Genomic DNA, 16,233 nt, shown 5'->3' with positions numbered 1-16,233 from the left:
TCTCACCCTATGCGGGCCGCACGACCACCGGCACGGGGTCGATGGCGAGCGTCACCCGCTGGTCGAACGCCAGGCGCTCGGACGCGGCGTGCTGCACGTGCAGCAGCGCCGCGCCATCCGGCGTCGGCACCCGCACGACCGAGCGGCGCACGCTGCCGAGGAACGTCGACTCGACGACGGTCCCCTGGACGGGGCCGCCCAGTCGCACGTTCTCGGGACGGATGAAGGCCTCGGCCGCGCCGTCTGCGGCCTCCCCGACGACGGGCAGGACGGTGCCGAGCACCGTCGCGAGCCCGCCCGCCACGACGGCGGGCACCACCGACGACAGGCCGACGAACGCCGCGACGTGCGCTGTCGCGGGCCGCAGGTAGAGGTCCTCGGGCGAGCCGACCTGGTCGATGCGTCCGGCGTCCATGACGGCGATGCGGTCGGAGACGGCGAGTGCCTCCTCCTGATCGTGCGTGACGAACACCGTCGTGATGCCCAGACGCAGCTGCAGCCGTCGGATCTCGTCGCGCAGCTGCACGCGCACCTTCGCGTCGAGCGCCGAGAGCGGCTCGTCGAGCAGCAGCACGCGCGGCTCCGTGACGATCGCGCGGGCGAGGGCGACGCGCTGCTGCTGCCCGCCGGAGAGCTGGTGAGGGTACCGGTCGGCGAGGTGCGCGAGGCCGACGAGCGCGAGCGCGTCGGACGCCCGGGAGGCCGCCGCCCGCTTCTCGACGCGTCGGCGCTCGAGCCCGAACGCCGTGTTCTGCCGCACGGTGAGGTGCGGGAAGAGCGAGTACGCCTGGAACACCATCCCGAGGTCGCGCTTGTTCGTCGGCACGGCCGAGACGTCGGCGCCGCCGATCCGCACGACGCCGCCTGTGGCCTGCTCGAGCCCGGCGAGGATGCGCAGCAGGGTCGTCTTGCCGCAGCCCGACGGACCGAGGAGCGAGAGGAACTCCCCCGGGCGCACGTCGAGGTCGACGCCGTGGAGGACGCGCGTCGTGCCGAACTCCTTCACGACGCCCTCGAAGGCGACGGGGACGCCCTCTCCGCGGGCGGAGAGCACGGCGTTCTCCTCGGTCTCGATGGCGTCGAGGGTCATGAGCGGGTCCTTCCGGGGCGGGCGCGGCCGGCGAGGCCGATGACGACGAGCAGGGCGAACGCGAAGACGAGCGAGAGCAGGGAGAGGATGACGGGCGCCCACGGGTCCTGCTTCCCGACGACGACGAGCGCCGTCTGCAGGTTCTGCCGCCCCAGGATGGAGGCGATCGTGTACTCCCCCAGGACGACGGCGATCGAGATGAGCGACGCGGCCAGCAGCCCCTGCCGGAGATTGGGCGCGATGACGCGGAGCATCGTGGTCGCCCATCCCGATCCGAGCGTGCGCGCGGCCTCCGACAGCGTGGGGAGGTCGACGGCGTCGACCGACGCCTGGATGGCGCGGTACGCGAAGGGCAGCACGGTGATGCCGTACGCGAAGGCGAGCGTCCACACGCCCGTGCCGACCGCGCGCCCGATGGACTGGTAGATCGGCGCGAGCCCCACCACGACCACGATCGCGGGGATCGAGATCGGCAGGAGCACGACGAACTCGAAGATCCGCCGCAGACGCGGGAACCGCAGGTTCACGAGCACGACCGTGGGCGCCACGAGCACGAGGACGATGCCGACCGTCACCGCCGCGAGCGCGGCCGAGTTCGCGAGCCCCGTCCATATCGGCCGGTACGTCGACGCCTGCGCGGGGTCGAGCAGCGCCGCCCAGTGCACGGCGGAGTACCCGTCGCCGTCGCGCAGCGAGTACTCGACCATGGAGACGAGGGGGATGGCGAAGACGGCGAGGATGGCGAGGCCGATGGTCCAGCGCACGGCGGCGCGCGGGGCGAAGGACGCCGCGCTCACCGCTGCCACCTCGCCGCTCGGCCCTGGATGGCGGAGTACCCCCACATGCAGACGGAGACGACGACGATCATCCCGAGCGCGAGCGCGCCGGCGAGGTTCTCGCGACCGAGCACCGTCTCGCTCGTGAGCGCGGCACGGATCTGCAGCGGGACGATCTGCGCCCCCTGGCTCGCGAGCGCGGCGGCGGTGGCGTACGACGAGAAGGCGTTCGCGAAGAGCAGCAGCAGGCTCGCGAGGAAGGCGGGCGCGAGCACGGGGATCCCGATCAGCCGCCAGAAGCCGAGGCGCGTTCCGCCCAGCGTGAGGTTGGCCTCCGCCCACGCGGGCTTGAGCGCCGTCATCGCCGGCATGAACGTGATGATCATGAGCGGCACCTGGAAGTATGTGTAGACCGGCACGAGCCCCGGCAGCGCGTAGAGCCAGTTGCCGCCCGCGTGGATGTCGACGCCCGTGGCATCCAGGATGAGCGAGGTCACGAGGCCCTGGGCGCCGAGCGTCGCGATGAAGGCGAACGCGAGCATGACGCCGCCGAACTGCGCGAGCACGCTCGCCGCGGCGTCGACCGCGACCCGCACCCGACCGCCCTCGGGCAGCCCGAGCATGGCGTAGCAGGCGAGGGCGCCGACGACCGACCCGACCAGGGCCGTCAGGGCGGAGAGCCACAGCGAGTTGCCGAAGGTGCGCAGGATGGTCGGCTCGGCGAGACCGGCGAGGTTGTCGAGGGTGAACGCCCCCTCGCCATCCACGAACCCCGTGCCGAGCGCGATCCCGGTCGGGACGAGCAGGAAGACGATGACATAGACGGCGAACGGCACGAGGCCGATCGCGGCGGGATCGAGGCGGCGGCGCGCACGGGCGCGAGGCGCCGGCGGGACGGCCGGAGCCTCGCGCTCGAGCAGGGCGGTCGTCACTCGACGGCCGACGCCCACGACTCGCCGAGCAGCGTGCCGGCGTCGGCCGACTGCTGCTCGGTCGGGACGACCGTCTCGGCCGGCGCCTCGGGGAGCGCCGCGTAGAGCTCCTCGTCGATCGTGCCGGCTGCGGCCATCGCGTCCGCGCGGACGGGACGCGCGCCGCCCTTCAGCCACAGGTTCTGCACCTCGTCGCTGTAGAGGAACTCCTGCCAGAGCCTGGCGGCGGCAGGATGCGGGGCGTCGGCGTTGATGGCCTGGTTGTAGTAGCCCGCGTACCCGGTGCCGTCGAGAACGACCGTCTTCCAGTCCGGGTTCTCCGCGCTGTGCGCGGCGTTGAGGTAGTCCCAGTCGAAGACGACCGGCGTCTCGCCGGACGCCACCGTGGCCGACGTCACGTCGACCTTCAGCAGGTTGCCCGCGGCGTTGAGCTCCGAGAAGAAGTCGATGCCGGGCTGGAAGTCGTCGAGCGTGCCGCCCGACTGCACGGTCGCGAGTCCGACGGCGGCGAACGCGGCGCCCGCCTGCGTCGGATCGCCGTTGATCGCGACGGACCCTGCGAAGTCGGAGCCCAGCAGGTCGTCGAGCGACGTGGGCTCGTCGAACTGCGCGGAGTCGTAGCCGATCGACATGTACCCGCCGTAGTCGCCGACGAAGAGGCCGTCGGGGTGCTTCAGCTCCTCGGGGATGTCGTCCCACGTCTCGACCTGGTACGGGGCGAACGCGTCGGTGTTCTGGAGCGCGACCGTGAGGCCGAGGTCGAACACGTCGGGCGCGGTGTCGAGCCCCGCGTTCGCCTCGGCGGCCTGGATCTCCTCGGCGCTCGAGACGTCGGGCGACTGCTCCTCGATCGCGATCTCGGGGTAGCGCTCGGCGAACAGGTCGAGGATCTCGCCGTAGTTCGCCCAGTCGCGCGGCAGGGCGATGACGTTGAGCGCACCCTCCGCCTTGGCCGCCTCCTCGAGCGCCTCGAACGACCCGAAGTCCTCCAGGCTCGTCGCGGCCGCGGCGTCGACGCCGTCCGAGGCCGCCGCGTCGGACGAGGCGGCGGAGGCGCAGCCCGCGAGGGCGAGGGATGACGCGGCCAGCAGGCCGAGCGAGGCGAACACGTGACGACGTGACATGGGAGATCCTCCGGTGCGGGTGGGACGGCGCGCTCGGGCGACGCGCACGAGCGGCGAAGCTACGCGGGCGCGGTGACGGCCAGGGCCCCGCGCGGTGTCGTGTCGCGAGCGCTCCGGTGTCCGCGGGGTGAACGCCATCCGATCGGTGCCCATCACGATCGCCGATCGTGCCGGCAATCCCGCGTCATCCTCGCGCGCGGCGGCTCGTCCACTGCTTCACTGATCGGCACCCGCCGGCTCATCGGCACCCGCCGGCTCATCGGCGCCCGCCGGCTCATCGGCACCCGCCCGCGAAAGGAGCACTCACGATGACCCTCATCGCCCCCGACCCCACGACGCACCGACACCCCGCCTGGGCCGACACGCCGCGCGACGCCGGCGGATGGATCGCCCGAGCCCGCGAGGTCGCCGCCGTCCTCGCCGACGACGCGCTCGCGCGCGACCGCGCCGGCGCGCCTCCCGCGGCCGAGGTCGCCCTGCTCAAGGAGAGCGGCCTCGTCACCCTGCTCGGGCCCGCCGCGCACGGCGGCGGCGGCCAGACCTGGGAGACCGCCTACCGCGTCATCCGCGAGATCGCGCGCGGCGACGGCTCGATCGGGCAGCTCCTCGGCTACCACTACCTGTGGGCGTGGGCCGTGCGCCTCGTCGGAACGGATGCCCAGATCGCCGCGGTCGAGCAGCTGTACACGGAGGGCCGGCTCCTGTTCGGAGGCGCCGTCAACCCTCGCGACGCCGACCTCGTCGTCACGGAGGACGGCGACGAGCTCGTCTTCTCGGGACGCAAGTCGTTCTCGACGGGCGGCGTCGTCTCCGACCTCACGGTGCTCGAGGGCGTGCTCCAGGGGACGGACACGCACATCTTCGCCATCGTGCCGACCGACCAGGAGGGCATCGTGTTCGCCCGCGACTGGGACAACCTCGGCCAGCGGCTCACGGAGTCGGGGTCGGTCGAGATCCGCGATGTCCGCGTCGACTGGAGCGGCGCGGCCGGCTTCGTCGACAGGGTGTTCCAGCCCCTCGTCTACAACACCCTGAACGTCCCGGCGATCCAGCTCGTGTTCGCGAACTTCTACCTCGGCATCGCCCAGGGCGCCCTCGACCAGGCCGCCGGCTACACCCGTGAGCACAGCAGGGCCTGGCCCTACGGCGGCGACGACAAGGAGCGCGCCGTCGACGAGTGGTACGTGCTGGAGGGCTACGGCCAGATCCAGTCGAAGCTGTGGGCCGACGAAGCGCTCGTCGACGCCGCGGGAGCCGAGATCTCCGCCGCCCTGCACGCGCCGCGGGAGGAGCTCACGCCGGAGCGTCGCGGTCGCATCGCCGCCCGCATCGCCGCCGCGAAGCTGCGCATCGCGGAGGACGGGCTGGAGGCGGCGACGAAGGTGTTCGAGCTGACGGGGGCGCGGGCGACGGCGAACGCCGTCGGGCTCGACATCCATTGGCGGAACCTGCGCACCCACACGCTGCACGACCCGATCCCGTACAAGAAGCGGGAGGTGGGCCAGTACGCCCTGCTCGGCAAGGATCCCGAGCCGACCTGGTACACCTGATCCTCCTCGGACCCGGGGCGCCGGGCGGCCATGCGGCCGCCCGGCGCCCCGGTGCGCGGGTCCAGCCCCGGTGCGCGGGTCCAGCCCCGGTGCGCGGGTCCAGCCCCGGTGCGCGGGATCAGCCCCGGTGCGCGGGATCAGCCGCCGAAGATCGCCTTGCCGAAGACGATGACGACGATGCCGGCGACCGCCGCGACGATGCACAGCGCGAAGCACGTCCAGGCGCCCGCGCGCGCCGGCGCGGGTCCGTGCTCGGGGGCCGCGGCGAGCAGCCGCATGCCGAGGGCGAAGAGGGCCGGGAGACCCGCTCCGAGGAGCAGGCCGACGACGAGCACCTGCAGGACGGACCCGAGGATGCCGGGCAGATCGATCGACACCGCGGTCACCGCCCGACCTTGACGACGCTCGTCACGTTGGCGGTGTCGAGGGTCACGGCGCCGTCGGGCCAGTCGTCGTTGACGTTGCGATGCGAGACCTCGGTCTTCTTCGAGTGCCAGTACATGTAGCCGGAGAGGGCCACGAGCAGCGCGAACACGATGAGCACGCCGACGAGGCCGGGGAACGCGCTGCCGATCCACCAGCACACGCCGCCGACGACGGCCGCCGCGGGCAGCGTGATGACCCAGGCCACGGCCATCCGGCCCGCGAGCTTCCAGCGCACCTCCGCGCCCTTGCGCCCGAGCCCCGTGCCGAGGATCGAGCCCGTCGCGACGTGCGTCGTCGACAGCGGCAGGCCCAGATGGCTCGACGTGAGGATGATGGCCGCACTCGAGGTCTCGGCGGCCATCCCCTGCGGAGCCGACAGCTCGACGAGGCCCTTTCCGAGCGTGCGGATGATGCGCCAGCCGCCGAGGTAGGTGCCGAGCGCGATCGCGAGCGCGCAGGTCAGCTTGACCCAGAACGGCACGTCGTCCTCGGGGCTCACGGCGCCGTAGGCGATGAGGGCGAGGAAGATGACGCCCATCGTCTTCTGCGCGTCGTTCGTGCCGTGGGCGAGCGAGACGAGCGATGCCGATCCGAGCTGGCCCCAGCGGAAGCCGCCCTCGGTCTTCTTCTCGGGCGCCGTCGCCGTAATCCGGTAGACGAGCCACGTGCCCACGCCCGCGATGAGGGCGGCGATGAACGGCGAGAGGATGGCGGGGATCAGCACCTTGCCGATGATCCCGCCCCACACGACGCCGTTCGCGCCGTTGACGACGCCCCATACGAGGGCGGAGCCGACGAGGCCCCCGAAGAGCGCGTGGCTCGACGACGACGGCAGGCCGAAGAGCCACGTCACGAGGTTCCAGATGATGGCGCCGACGAGGCCGCAGAACACGATGAGCATGAGCTCCTCGCCCTGCGCCTGGCTCAGGTCCACGACGTCGCCGCCGACCGTCTTCGCGACCTCGATGGAGAGGAACGCGCCGACGAGGTTCAGCACGGCCGACAGGGCGACGGCGGCCTTCGGCCTCAGAGCTCCCGTCGCGATCGACGTCGCCATGGCGTTCCCGGTGTCGTGGAACCCGTTGGTGAAGTCGAAAGCGAGTGCGGTGACGACCACCAGCAGGAGGACGAAGAGCTCTTCCACACCTTCTATTGTCCACCCGCGCGCGTCGCGCGCGTCACCCCCGGTTCAGCGTCTGTTCAGGAGACGCTGTGCGGCGTCCGGAGCTTCGCGAGGACCTCGTCGCGCAGCGTCTCCGGCGCGACCTCCTCACGGCAGGAGCGCTGGATGGCATCCGTCAGCGTGCGCTCGACGAGGACCTCGTCCTGGCAGCTCGGGCAGCCGTCGATGTGCTCGGCGATGTCGGTGTGACGCGTGTGGCAGAGCTCGATCGCTCCGCGGAGGTACGCCTCCAGATCGCGCCGGGCTTTCTCGCAGCCGCAGTCAGTCATTTCTTCACTCCTGTCTGGGCGGCCTGGATGCCTCGCTCGGCCGCGTAGTCCGCCAGCAGTCCGCGCAGGAGCCGCCGGCCTCGGTGCAGGCGGCTCATGACGGTGCCGATCGGCGTCTTCATGATGTCGGCGATCTCCTGGTAGGCGAACCCCTCGACGTCCGCGAGGTACACCGCCATCCGGAAGTCGTCGGGGATGGACTGCAGGGCGTCCTTCACGACCGATGCGGGCATGTGGTCGATCGCCTCGGCCTCGGCCGAACGGCTGCTCGTCGCCGTGGTCGACTCCGCACCGCCCAGCTGCCAGTCCTCGAGCTCGTCGATGGTGCCCTGGAACGGCTCCCGCTGCTTCTTGCGGTACGTGTTGATGTACGTGTTCGTCAGGATGCGGTACAGCCACGCCTTGAGGTTGGTGCCCTGCGTGAACGACGCCCACGACGCGAACGCCTTGACGAACGTCTCCTGGACGAGGTCGGCGGCGTCCGACGGGTTCCGCGTCATGCGCATCGCGGCGCCGTAGAGCTGGTCCATGAACGGCAGGGCCTGCTCCTCGAACTGCGCGCGCGCATCGGCGGAGGATGATGGTGCGTCGCTCATGAAGAGTGATTCTAGGCCCGCGACCTCCGCGGCCACCTCCGCATGCGCGCGATCCAGCGTGGCGATCATCCGACTCCCTCCGTACCTTTCAGTAGGGTGGAACGCGATGACTGCGCGAGGGTATTCCCCCGACGGCCGTGACGCCGTGACCAGACCTCAGGGCGCCTACGCGGCTCCCGTGTCCGACGGCGCCCTCGAGGCGACCCTGACCATCCCCGGCTCGAAGTCGCTGACGAACCGCGAGCTCGTCCTCGCCGCGATCGCCGACGGGCCGAGCACGCTGCACCGGCCGCTGCACTCGGACGACTCCGCTCGGATGGTCGAGGGCCTGCGCGCGCTCGGCGTGGGCATCGAGGAGGTCGAGGGCGACAGCCCGTTCGGCCCCGACCTGCACGTCACGCCCGCCCTGCCGCTGCGCGGCGGCAGCACGGTCGACTCGGGCCAGGCCGGCACCGTCATGCGCTTCATCGCACCGCTCGCGGGCCTCGCCGACGGCGAGGTCACCGTGACGGCTCACGAGAGCGCACTGCACCGCCCCATGGGCGCGATGATCAAGGCGCTCCGCGACCTCGGACTCGACATCGACGACGGAGGGCACTGGGCGCTCCCCTTCCGCGTGCACGGGCACGGGCACATCCGAGGCGGGGAGATCGACATCGACGCGTCGGCGTCGAGCCAGTTCGTCTCCGGGCTGCTGCTCGCCGCCCCGAGGTTCGACGTCGGGCTCCGCCTGCGTCACGTCGGCGACCGGCTTCCGAGCGTTCCGCACATCGACATGACGATCGAGTGCCTGGCGCGTCGCGGGGTGCTCGTCGAGCGCGCGGGCCACGGCGAGTGGATCGTGCCGGCGGGACCCGTCCGCGCCAAGGACATCGCCATCGAGCCCGATCTGTCGAATGCGGCGCCGTTCCTCGCGGCGGCGATGATCGCGGGCGGTCACGTCACGGTGACGGGATGGCCCCCGCACTCGACCCAGCCGGGCGCGCAGCTCACCGAGATCCTCGCGCACATGGGAGGCCGCGTCAGCCGTCGCGCCGGCGCCCTGACGGTGTCGGCGGGCAGGGCCATCCACGGCGTCGATCTCGATCTCTCGGCCGTGAGCGAGCTCACCCCGACCCTCGTGGGCCTCGCCGCCTACGCCGACGGGCCGTCGACCTTCCGCGGCGTGGCGCACATCCGCGGCCACGAGACCGACCGGCTCGCGGCGCTCGCCGAGAACATCCGCGCCGTCGGCGGCGAGGCCGAGGAGCTGCCGGACGGCATCCGGGTGTTCCCGCGCCCTCTCACGGGCGGCCCGTGGAAGGCGTTCCACGACCACCGGATGGCCACGACGGGTGCGCTCGTCGGGCTGCGCACCCCGGGCGTCGTCGTCGACGACATCGGGACGACGGCGAAGACGCTGCCGGAGTTCGTGCAGCTGTGGGGCCGACTCGTGCACGGGGGCGCTCCGGCGTGAGCTGGCTCGACGACCAGGACGACGACCTCGACGACGCGTACGACGAGTCGGACGTCCGCGTCCGGCCGAATCCGAAGGCGAACCGACCGCGCACGAAGCGGCGTCCCGCGCACGAGGACGCCCGGATCGCGCGCGTCCTCGGAGTCGACCGCGGCCGCTACACCGTGCTCGTCGACGAGGACGGGCCCGACGAGCACGAGGCGACGGCGGCGCGCGCCCGAGAGCTGAGGCGCACGCCCATCGTGACGGGGGACCTCGCACGCGTGGTCGGCGACACCTCGGGAGCCGAGGGGACGCTCGGGCGCATCGTCGGCATCCAGGAGCGCACATCGCTGCTGCGGCGCAGCGCCGACGACACCGACCAGGTCGAGCGGGTGATCGTCGCGAACGCCGACCAGATGCTGGTCGTCGTTGCCGCGGCCGATCCCGAGCCGCGCCCGCGGCTCGTCGACCGCTACCTCGTGGCGGCGCTCGACGCCGGGGTCCGGCCGCTGCTCGTCGTGACGAAGACCGATCTCGCCGACCCGTCGGCGTTCCTCGCGCACTTCGACGGCCTCGCCGATCTGCGGGTGTTCCGCAGCGCGCGCGGCGAGGCGCCCGTCGACGAGATCGGCCGGGCGCTCGTCGGTCATTCGACGGTGTTCGTCGGCCATTCGGGCGTCGGCAAGTCGACGCTCGTGAACGCGCTCGTGCCGGGGGCCGGGCGTGCGACGGGCCATGTCAACGAGGTCACGGGCCGCGGCCGGCACACGTCGTCGTCGACGGTCTCGCTCCGCTATCGCGGGGCGGATGGCGCGGGCTGGGTCATCGACACCCCCGGCGTGCGGTCGTTCGGGCTCGGGCACGTCGATCCCGACAACATCCTGCGCGCGTACCCCGATCTCGACGCGGTCGCCGAGGAGTGCCCGCGCGGCTGCACGCACCTCGCCGACGCGCCGGACTGCGCCCTCAACGACGCCGTGGCCGCGGGCACGCTGCCCGCTGCGCGCGTCGACTCCCTGCAGCGCCTGCTCGAGACGTTCGGCGGCCGCGCGGACTACTGACCGCTCGGGCCGCGGAGGCCCGGCAGCCGGAGCGGCTACTCCGCCAGGGCGAGCACAGGCGCGAGCTCCTCGCGCGTGAGGGTGATGAGCGGGCCGGCGGGGTCGATGAGCAGGCCCCCGAGCTCGGGGTGCTCGCGGAGCATCTTGGCGAGCTTGTCGACCTGGATCGGGAGCGCCTTCTCACCGCGCCCCTGCGCGACGACCTCGAGGGGGTGCGAATGCACCTGCACGAGTCGCGTGCCGTCGGCGAGGCGGGCCTCGGCGATCCCCATCTTCGAGTCGTCCGTCGCGAGCGCGCCCACCGCGACCCAGAGCGGCGGCTGCTCGGCGAGGAGCGCCGCCACCCGATGCGGGGTGTCGGCCTCTCGGGGAGCCGTGATGAGCGCCTTCAGGCGGAACTCGGGGTCCGCCTGCGTGACGGCCTGCTCCACGATGTCGCGCGGCAGCACGACGCGGTGGGGCGCGGAGCTGTTGTCGATGATGATGCCGCCGAAGTCGCCGTCGAGCAGCTGAGTGAGGAGCGAGGCGACGGGCTGCGCGACGGCCGAGGTCGCGGTGTCGCCGTCGGCCTGCACGGCGTCGCGCAGCGCCTTCCCCGAGCTGTACGCGAGCATGAAGTTCTTCTCGCCGACGCGGGCGATGCCGAACGTGACGGGCTTGCCCTCCGAGATCTGCTGGCGAGCGTCTCCCTTCACCCGCAGGAACACGTGCCCCTGCAGCAGCTGGCGCAGCACGCCCATGACCTGCGGCCCGGTCGGCTTCTCGGGCAGCGCCGCGAGCGCATCGCGCAGCAGGGCGTTGTCGCGGAGCCCCGGCACCGACTCGAGCACGGTCGGCGGAGCCGCCGGCGCCTTCGGCAGCTCGGGACGCGCGGGCGGCGACGGCTGCGGAGCGGGTGTGCGGGTCAGCGGCGGCTGCGCGGAGGGAGCGGGCACTCCGGTCGCGGCCGGCTGCGCGGATGCGCCGGGCCGCGTCGTCCCGGTTTGGGTCGTGCCGTGCCGGGTCGTGCCGGGCTGCCCGGATGGCCCCGATGCGTCGGACGCGGTCGGCTGCGACCCCGGGTCGGTCGGAGCCGCGACCTCCGGTCCGGCGGCGCCGACGCCGCGGAAGGCCGAGAACGAGATGTTGACCTGCGGGGCCGCGTCGGCGGCGGCCGCGGGCTCCGCCTGCTCCGCTGTCTCCTCCGCGGCGGGCGCGACGGCCTCATCCTGCGCGGGGTCGGTCTTCTTCTTCCTCGAGAACAGGCCCATGCGCCCAGCCTACGGTGCGGCGGACGGGCGCCCGGCCGCTTCGCACCCACTGGCCAGGTTCGCCGCCGGACATCCCTCACGTGCTGCGGACAGCGCCCCGGCACGAGAACATCCGCACGATGCGAGCGGACGCGGGCGCCCTTCACTCCGCGTGCACGTCGTCCCGCGGGATGAGCGGCAGCGACGCGAGCGGCAGCAGCGCCGTCAGCGCGAAGGCGATCGGGAAGCCGACGGCGGTGATCAGCGCGCCCATCGCGGGGCCGACGGCCGACGCCGCGAGAAATTGACCCGTGTTCTGGATACCGAGAGCCTTGCCCGACCAGCCGGGTCCCGCGGCCTCGGCGACGGAGGTGAACGCGAGGCCGTTGTCGGCGACCGTCACGGTCGAGGCGATGACGAGGACGATCGCGGCCGGGATGCTCCAGGCGACCGCCGCGACGATGGCCAGCACGGCCATCACGACGACGCCGCTCACGGCGACCCACCTCAGCACCCGCACGCGGCTCCCGAGGCGATCGCTGAGCGCCCCCACGGCGATGCGGCCGAAGGCGCCGACGAACTGCGAGACGGCGATGAGCGCGCCGGCAGCGGCCGCGTCCCACGCGAGTCCCGCGACGAGCCAGACCATCCCGAAGGTCGACAGCAGGAACTGCGGCACGACGAGCAGCACCGACACGGCGTGGATGCGCAGGAGGAACCCGCTGCCCCGATACGGATGGACGGCCGCCGGGCGCGCAGCGGCGGCCGCAGGGCGCGGCGGGTTCGCGATGCCGATCGCGCACAGCACCGCGAGCACGCCGGTCGCCGCCGCCGCGACCACGAGCGGTGCGGCCATCCCGCCGAGTTCGGCGAGCCCCGGCACGATGAGCGCAGCCGCGGCGACCCCGAGCGGCTGCGACATCTGCCGGATGCCCATGGCGGTGCCGCGGCGCTCGCGCGGGAACCAGCCCACGACGATGCGCCCGCTCGCGGAGTTCACGCTCGCCGACGCTCCCCCGGCGAACGCGAGGAGCACCCCGAAGGCGACGATGTCGGACATGGCCGACGCCGCGAGAGCGAGAACGGCCGTGAGCGCGAGGCCGCCCGCGATGACCCAGCGCTCGCCGTACCGGTCCGCGAGGTGTCCCCACGCGACGAGAGTCGCCACCATCCCGATCGTCGGCGCGGCCGCGAGGGCGCCCGCTGCCGCGAGCGGGACGCCGCGCTCCAGGTGCAGGAGCGGGATGAGGTATGCGGGAGTGCTGACGAGCATCGTCCCGGCGGCCTGCGCGAGCACGCCGAGGACGAGCATCCGCCAGGCTCTCGTCGGGGTCCGGACGAGGGTGCCGGTCATCGCGCCTCCTAGTGGTGTACCGTCTTGGTATACCACCTCGGAGGTCCCATGCCGCAATCCGACGACCGCGCTGCCTATGCGACCCTGCGCGCTGCCATCCTGTCGTTCGATCTGCTCCCGGGCGAGGCGCTCAGCGAGAGGGGCCTGGAGCCGCTCACGGGCGCGTCGCGGACGCCCGTGCGCGCGGCGCTCATGCGCCTCGAGAACGAGGGCCTCGTCCGGCGGGATGGCCGCGCCTGGCGCGTCTCGCCCATCGACGTCGCCGAGGTGCGCGCCGTGCTCGAGTTCCGGGCGACGGTCGAGGCCGGTGCCGTCGCCCTGGTCGTGGAGCGGGCCGACGGCGAAGGCATCGCGGCGCTGCGCGCGTTCGTCTCGCATCCGGACGAGGACGGGCCCGAGGCGGGCCTCCGCGACGGTGGCGACTTCCACGTCGCGCTCGCGCGGCTCTCCGGGAACCCGTTCTTCGCATCCGCCATGGACGACGCCATGACGCGCCTCAGCCGTACGCGCTGGCTCGAGGTGCGCACCGAGCAGTCGCGTGCCCAGGCCCGCGCCGAGCACCTCGCCATCGTCGACGCCGTCGCCGCACGCGACGCACCACGTGCGGTCGCGCTCGTCTCGGCCCACAGCGCGGGCACGCGCGACCGTCTCGTCGGCTTCCTCGAAGAGGAGCGGCGGCGCCTGCGCGGGCGCGGGATGGCCGTGGTCGACGACGCGTCGGCGTGACCCGCGCTACACCTTGGCGATCGGCGCGACCTTGATGAGCAGCTTCTTCGCACCCGCGGAGTCGAAGCGGACGTGCGCGATGCGCTTGGCGCCCTCGCCCGTGACGGCGTCGACCGTGCCCTCGCCGAAGTCGTCGTGGCGGATGCGGTCTCCGGCGGCGAGCTCGAGATCGCCGTTGTCGCGCACCTTGTTCGTGACGAGACCGGGGAACTTCTCCATCGCGGTCGATTTCGGCTTGAGCCCGCCACCCGCGGGCAGGGGCTTGACGCCCCAGCGGTCTCCGGCGCTCCCGCCGGGTCGGCGGGCGTTGAGCGCGCGGGACTGCAGCCCGCCACGCGAGTTGACGTCGCCGGGCGACTGCTTCCAGTCGATGAGCAGCGACGGGATCTCCTGCAGGAATCGGCTCGGCATCGCGACCGTCACCTCGCCGAACTGCGCACGCGTCATCGCGAGCGACAGGTACAGGCGCTTGCGCGCTCGCGTGATGCCCACGTAGAACAGGCGCCGCTCCTCCTGCGGGCCGCCGGGCTCGTTCGCCGAGATGCGGTGCGGGATGAGGTCCTCCTCGACGCCCGTGAGGAAGACGGCGTCGAACTCCAGTCCCTTCGCCGTGTGCAGGGTCATGAGCGAGACCGCGCCCGACTCGTCGTCGAGATCGTCGGTGTCGGCGACGAGCGCGACCTCCGTGAGGAAGTCGACGATCGTCCCCTCGGGATTGTTGCGCGCGAACTCGCGCGTGACGGCCACGAGCTCGTCGAGGTTCTCCACGCGCGCCTCATCCTGAGGGTCGCGGCTCATCCGGAGCGCATCGGCGTAGCCGCTCTTGTTGAGCAGCACCTGCAGCCCCTCGGTGACGGCCGTCGGCGGCGCGGGCTCTCCCGACGCGGGCAGCAGCACGGCTGTCGCCTCCCGCAGCACCGCGTCGAGGTGCAGGATCGACTTCTGCAGCTTGGGGCCCAGACCCATCTCCGCGGGGTGCGCGAGGGCATCGCGGAACGACATCCCGTTGTCCGCTGCGAACCGCGCGATCGCCGTCTCGGTCACGTCGCCGATGCCCCGTTTCGGCCTGTTGAGGATGCGCCGGACGGCCATCTCGTCCGCGGGGTTCGCCACGGCGACGAGGTAGGCGAGCGCGTCCTTGATCTCGGCGCGGTCGTAGAACTTCGTGCCGCCCATGATCTTGTACGGCACGGCGGCGCGGATGAAGATCTCCTCGAGCGCTCGCGACTGCGAGTTCGTGCGGTAGAAGACGGCCATCTGCTGGTAGTCGACGCCGCTGCGACGGAGGGTCTCGATCTCGTCCGCGACGAACTGCGCCTCATCGTGCTGCGAGTAGCCGGTGAACCCGACGATCTGCTCGCCGGGCCCCTGGTCGCTCCAGAGCTTCTTGTCCTTGCGGTCGAAGTTGTTCCGGATGACCGAGTTCGCGGCGTCGAGGATGTTCTGGCTCGAGCGGTAGTTCTGCTCCAGCAGCACGACCCTGGCTCCGGGGAAGTCGCGCTCGAACTCCGTGATGTTGCGGATGTCCGCCCCGCGGAAGGCGTAGATCGACTGATCCGAGTCGCCGACGACCGTGAGCGAGGCGCCGGGCGCATCCTCGAAGACCATGCCGCCGCCGGCGTCACCCTGGATCGGACGGGTCAGCTCGCGGATGAGCTGGTACTGCGCGTGGTTGGTGTCCTGGTACTCGTCGACGAGGACGTGGCGGAAGCGCTTGCGGTACACGTCCGCGACGTGCGGGAAGGCGCGGAAGAGGAAGACCGTCTGCGCGATGAGGTCGTCGAAGTCGAACGCGTTCGCCTTCTGCAGCTCGCGCTGGTAGTCGCCGAAGATCTCGACGAACTTCCGTTCGGCGGGATCGCTCATGTTCGCGTCGCGCGCGTACGACTCGGCGTCGGCGAGCTCGTTCTTGAGCTTGGAGATGCGCGACTGCACGCCAGCCGGAGTCAGGCCGAGGGAGTCGGCCTCGCGATCGCGCACGAGTCGCTTGAGCAGCGCGCGCGAGTCGCCGGAGTCGTAGATCGTGAATGCCTTCGTGAATCCGAACTGCTCGGCCTCGCGCCGCAGGATGCGGACGCACGCGGAGTGGAACGTCGAGATCCACATGCCCCGCGCGCTGTCGCCGACGATCTGCTCGACGCGCTCGCGCATCTCGCCCGCCGCCTTGTTCGTGAAGGTGATCGCGAGGATCTGGCTCGGCCACGCCTCGCGGCTGCGCAGCAGCGAGGCGATCCGGTGCGTCAGGACGCGCGTCTTCCCCGAGCCGGCGCCCGCGACGATGAGCAGGGCGGGGCCGCGGTACTCGACGGCCTCGCGCTGCGGGGGGTTGAGCCCTCGCAGCAGGTCGTCGTCCGCCGCTGTCGGGAGGGAGAAGAGCGCGTCTGTCATGGCCCCTCGAGTCTAGGCGGGCCCCCTGACACGCGGATGGGCCCGGACTCCCGCAGGGTGTCCCGGGTGACGCCGCGGGTGGTCCCCGAGC

General features: G+C 72.3%; 15 protein-coding genes. 4 read left to right on the top strand and 11 right to left on the bottom strand.

What is annotated here, in order from left to right:
- Nucleotides 1-7: 7 nt before the first annotated feature.
- Genes ABD998_RS12175 through ABD998_RS12160 form a run of 4 tightly spaced genes read right to left on the bottom strand, consistent with a single transcriptional unit; the run spans nucleotide 8 to nucleotide 3,922 of the window.
- Nucleotides 8-1,090 (bottom strand): ABC transporter ATP-binding protein, encoded by a 1,083-nt coding sequence (locus tag ABD998_RS12175; protein ID WP_345439498.1) that lies wholly within the window; start codon nucleotides 1,088-1,090, stop codon nucleotides 8-10.
- Nucleotides 1,087-1,887, bottom strand: a complete 801-nt coding sequence (locus ABD998_RS12170) for an ABC transporter permease (RefSeq protein WP_345439496.1) — start codon at nucleotides 1,885-1,887, stop codon at nucleotides 1,087-1,089. The genes ABD998_RS12175 and ABD998_RS12170 overlap by 4 nt, the downstream gene beginning before the upstream one ends.
- Nucleotides 1,884-2,798, bottom strand: a complete 915-nt coding sequence (locus tag ABD998_RS12165; RefSeq protein WP_345439494.1) for an ABC transporter permease — start codon at nucleotides 2,796-2,798, stop codon at nucleotides 1,884-1,886. Before ABD998_RS12165 ends, ABD998_RS12170 begins: the two co-directional genes overlap by 4 nt.
- Nucleotides 2,795-3,922, bottom strand: a complete 1,128-nt coding sequence (locus tag ABD998_RS12160) for an ABC transporter substrate-binding protein (RefSeq protein WP_345439492.1) — start codon at nucleotides 3,920-3,922, stop codon at nucleotides 2,795-2,797. The genes ABD998_RS12165 and ABD998_RS12160 overlap by 4 nt, the downstream gene beginning before the upstream one ends.
- Nucleotides 3,923-4,230: 308 nt before the next feature.
- Between ABD998_RS12160 and ABD998_RS12155 the strand changes: the two genes are divergently transcribed.
- Nucleotides 4,231-5,472, top strand: a complete 1,242-nt coding sequence (locus ABD998_RS12155; RefSeq protein ID WP_345439491.1) for an acyl-CoA dehydrogenase family protein — start codon at nucleotides 4,231-4,233, stop codon at nucleotides 5,470-5,472.
- Between the two features lie 137 nt (nucleotides 5,473-5,609).
- Here the strand turns inward: ABD998_RS12155 and ABD998_RS12150 are convergent, their stop codons facing one another.
- The 4 genes from ABD998_RS12150 to ABD998_RS12135 are packed head-to-tail and all read right to left on the bottom strand — an operon-like array spanning nucleotide 5,610 to nucleotide 7,946.
- Complete coding sequence (locus tag ABD998_RS12150; RefSeq protein WP_345439489.1) at nucleotides 5,610-5,858, bottom strand: hypothetical protein; 249 nt, start codon at nucleotides 5,856-5,858, stop codon at nucleotides 5,610-5,612.
- Nucleotides 5,855-7,042, bottom strand: coding sequence for an inorganic phosphate transporter (locus tag ABD998_RS12145; RefSeq protein WP_345439487.1), 1,188 nt, complete (start codon nucleotides 7,040-7,042; stop codon nucleotides 5,855-5,857). The genes ABD998_RS12150 and ABD998_RS12145 overlap by 4 nt, the downstream gene beginning before the upstream one ends.
- Before the next feature lie 56 nt (nucleotides 7,043-7,098).
- Nucleotides 7,099-7,350 (bottom strand): anti-sigma factor family protein, encoded by a 252-nt coding sequence (locus ABD998_RS12140; RefSeq protein WP_345439485.1) that lies wholly within the window; start codon nucleotides 7,348-7,350, stop codon nucleotides 7,099-7,101.
- Complete coding sequence (locus ABD998_RS12135; RefSeq protein ID WP_345439483.1) at nucleotides 7,347-7,946, bottom strand: sigma-70 family RNA polymerase sigma factor; 600 nt, start codon at nucleotides 7,944-7,946, stop codon at nucleotides 7,347-7,349. The genes ABD998_RS12140 and ABD998_RS12135 overlap by 4 nt, the downstream gene beginning before the upstream one ends.
- 106 nt (nucleotides 7,947-8,052) lie before the next feature.
- Between ABD998_RS12135 and aroA the strand changes: the two genes are divergently transcribed.
- Together aroA and rsgA are read left to right on the top strand one after the other, a co-directional pair.
- Nucleotides 8,053-9,402: a 3-phosphoshikimate 1-carboxyvinyltransferase gene (gene aroA / locus ABD998_RS12130; RefSeq protein ID WP_345439481.1), complete on the top strand. Its 1,350-nt coding sequence runs from the start codon at nucleotides 8,053-8,055 to the stop codon at nucleotides 9,400-9,402.
- The gene (gene rsgA / locus ABD998_RS12125) at nucleotides 9,399-10,445 is read left to right on the top strand and encodes a ribosome small subunit-dependent GTPase A (RefSeq protein WP_345439479.1); all 1,047 of its coding nucleotides are present in this window, start codon (nucleotides 9,399-9,401) and stop codon (nucleotides 10,443-10,445) included. Before aroA ends, rsgA begins: the two co-directional genes overlap by 4 nt.
- A gap of 35 nt (nucleotides 10,446-10,480) precedes the next feature.
- Here rsgA and ABD998_RS12120 read toward each other — a convergent pair whose 3' ends face one another.
- Nucleotides 10,481-11,695, bottom strand: coding sequence for an SseB family protein (locus tag ABD998_RS12120; protein WP_345439477.1), 1,215 nt, complete (start codon nucleotides 11,693-11,695; stop codon nucleotides 10,481-10,483).
- Between the two features lie 142 nt (nucleotides 11,696-11,837).
- Complete coding sequence (locus ABD998_RS12115) at nucleotides 11,838-13,028, bottom strand: MFS transporter (protein WP_345439475.1); 1,191 nt, start codon at nucleotides 13,026-13,028, stop codon at nucleotides 11,838-11,840.
- 48 nt (nucleotides 13,029-13,076) lie between these two features.
- Between ABD998_RS12115 and ABD998_RS12110 the strand changes: the two genes are divergently transcribed.
- A complete protein-coding gene (locus tag ABD998_RS12110; protein ID WP_345439473.1) occupies nucleotides 13,077-13,754 on the top strand; it encodes a GntR family transcriptional regulator in 678 nt (225 codons plus the stop codon).
- Nucleotides 13,755-13,760: 6 nt separating this feature from the next.
- Here the strand turns inward: ABD998_RS12110 and ABD998_RS12105 are convergent, their stop codons facing one another.
- On the bottom strand, nucleotides 13,761-16,142 hold the full coding sequence (locus ABD998_RS12105; RefSeq protein ID WP_345439471.1) for an ATP-dependent helicase: 2,382 nt from the start codon (nucleotides 16,140-16,142) through the stop codon (nucleotides 13,761-13,763).
- Nucleotides 16,143-16,233: the final 91 nt, after the last annotated feature.

Source organism: Microbacterium gilvum (assembly GCF_039543865.1).
GTDB lineage: Bacteria > Actinomycetota > Actinomycetes > Actinomycetales > Microbacteriaceae > Microbacterium > Microbacterium gilvum.
The sequence above is the reverse complement of the archived record's forward strand: the minus strand, read 5'-3'. Positions and strand labels throughout refer to the sequence as shown.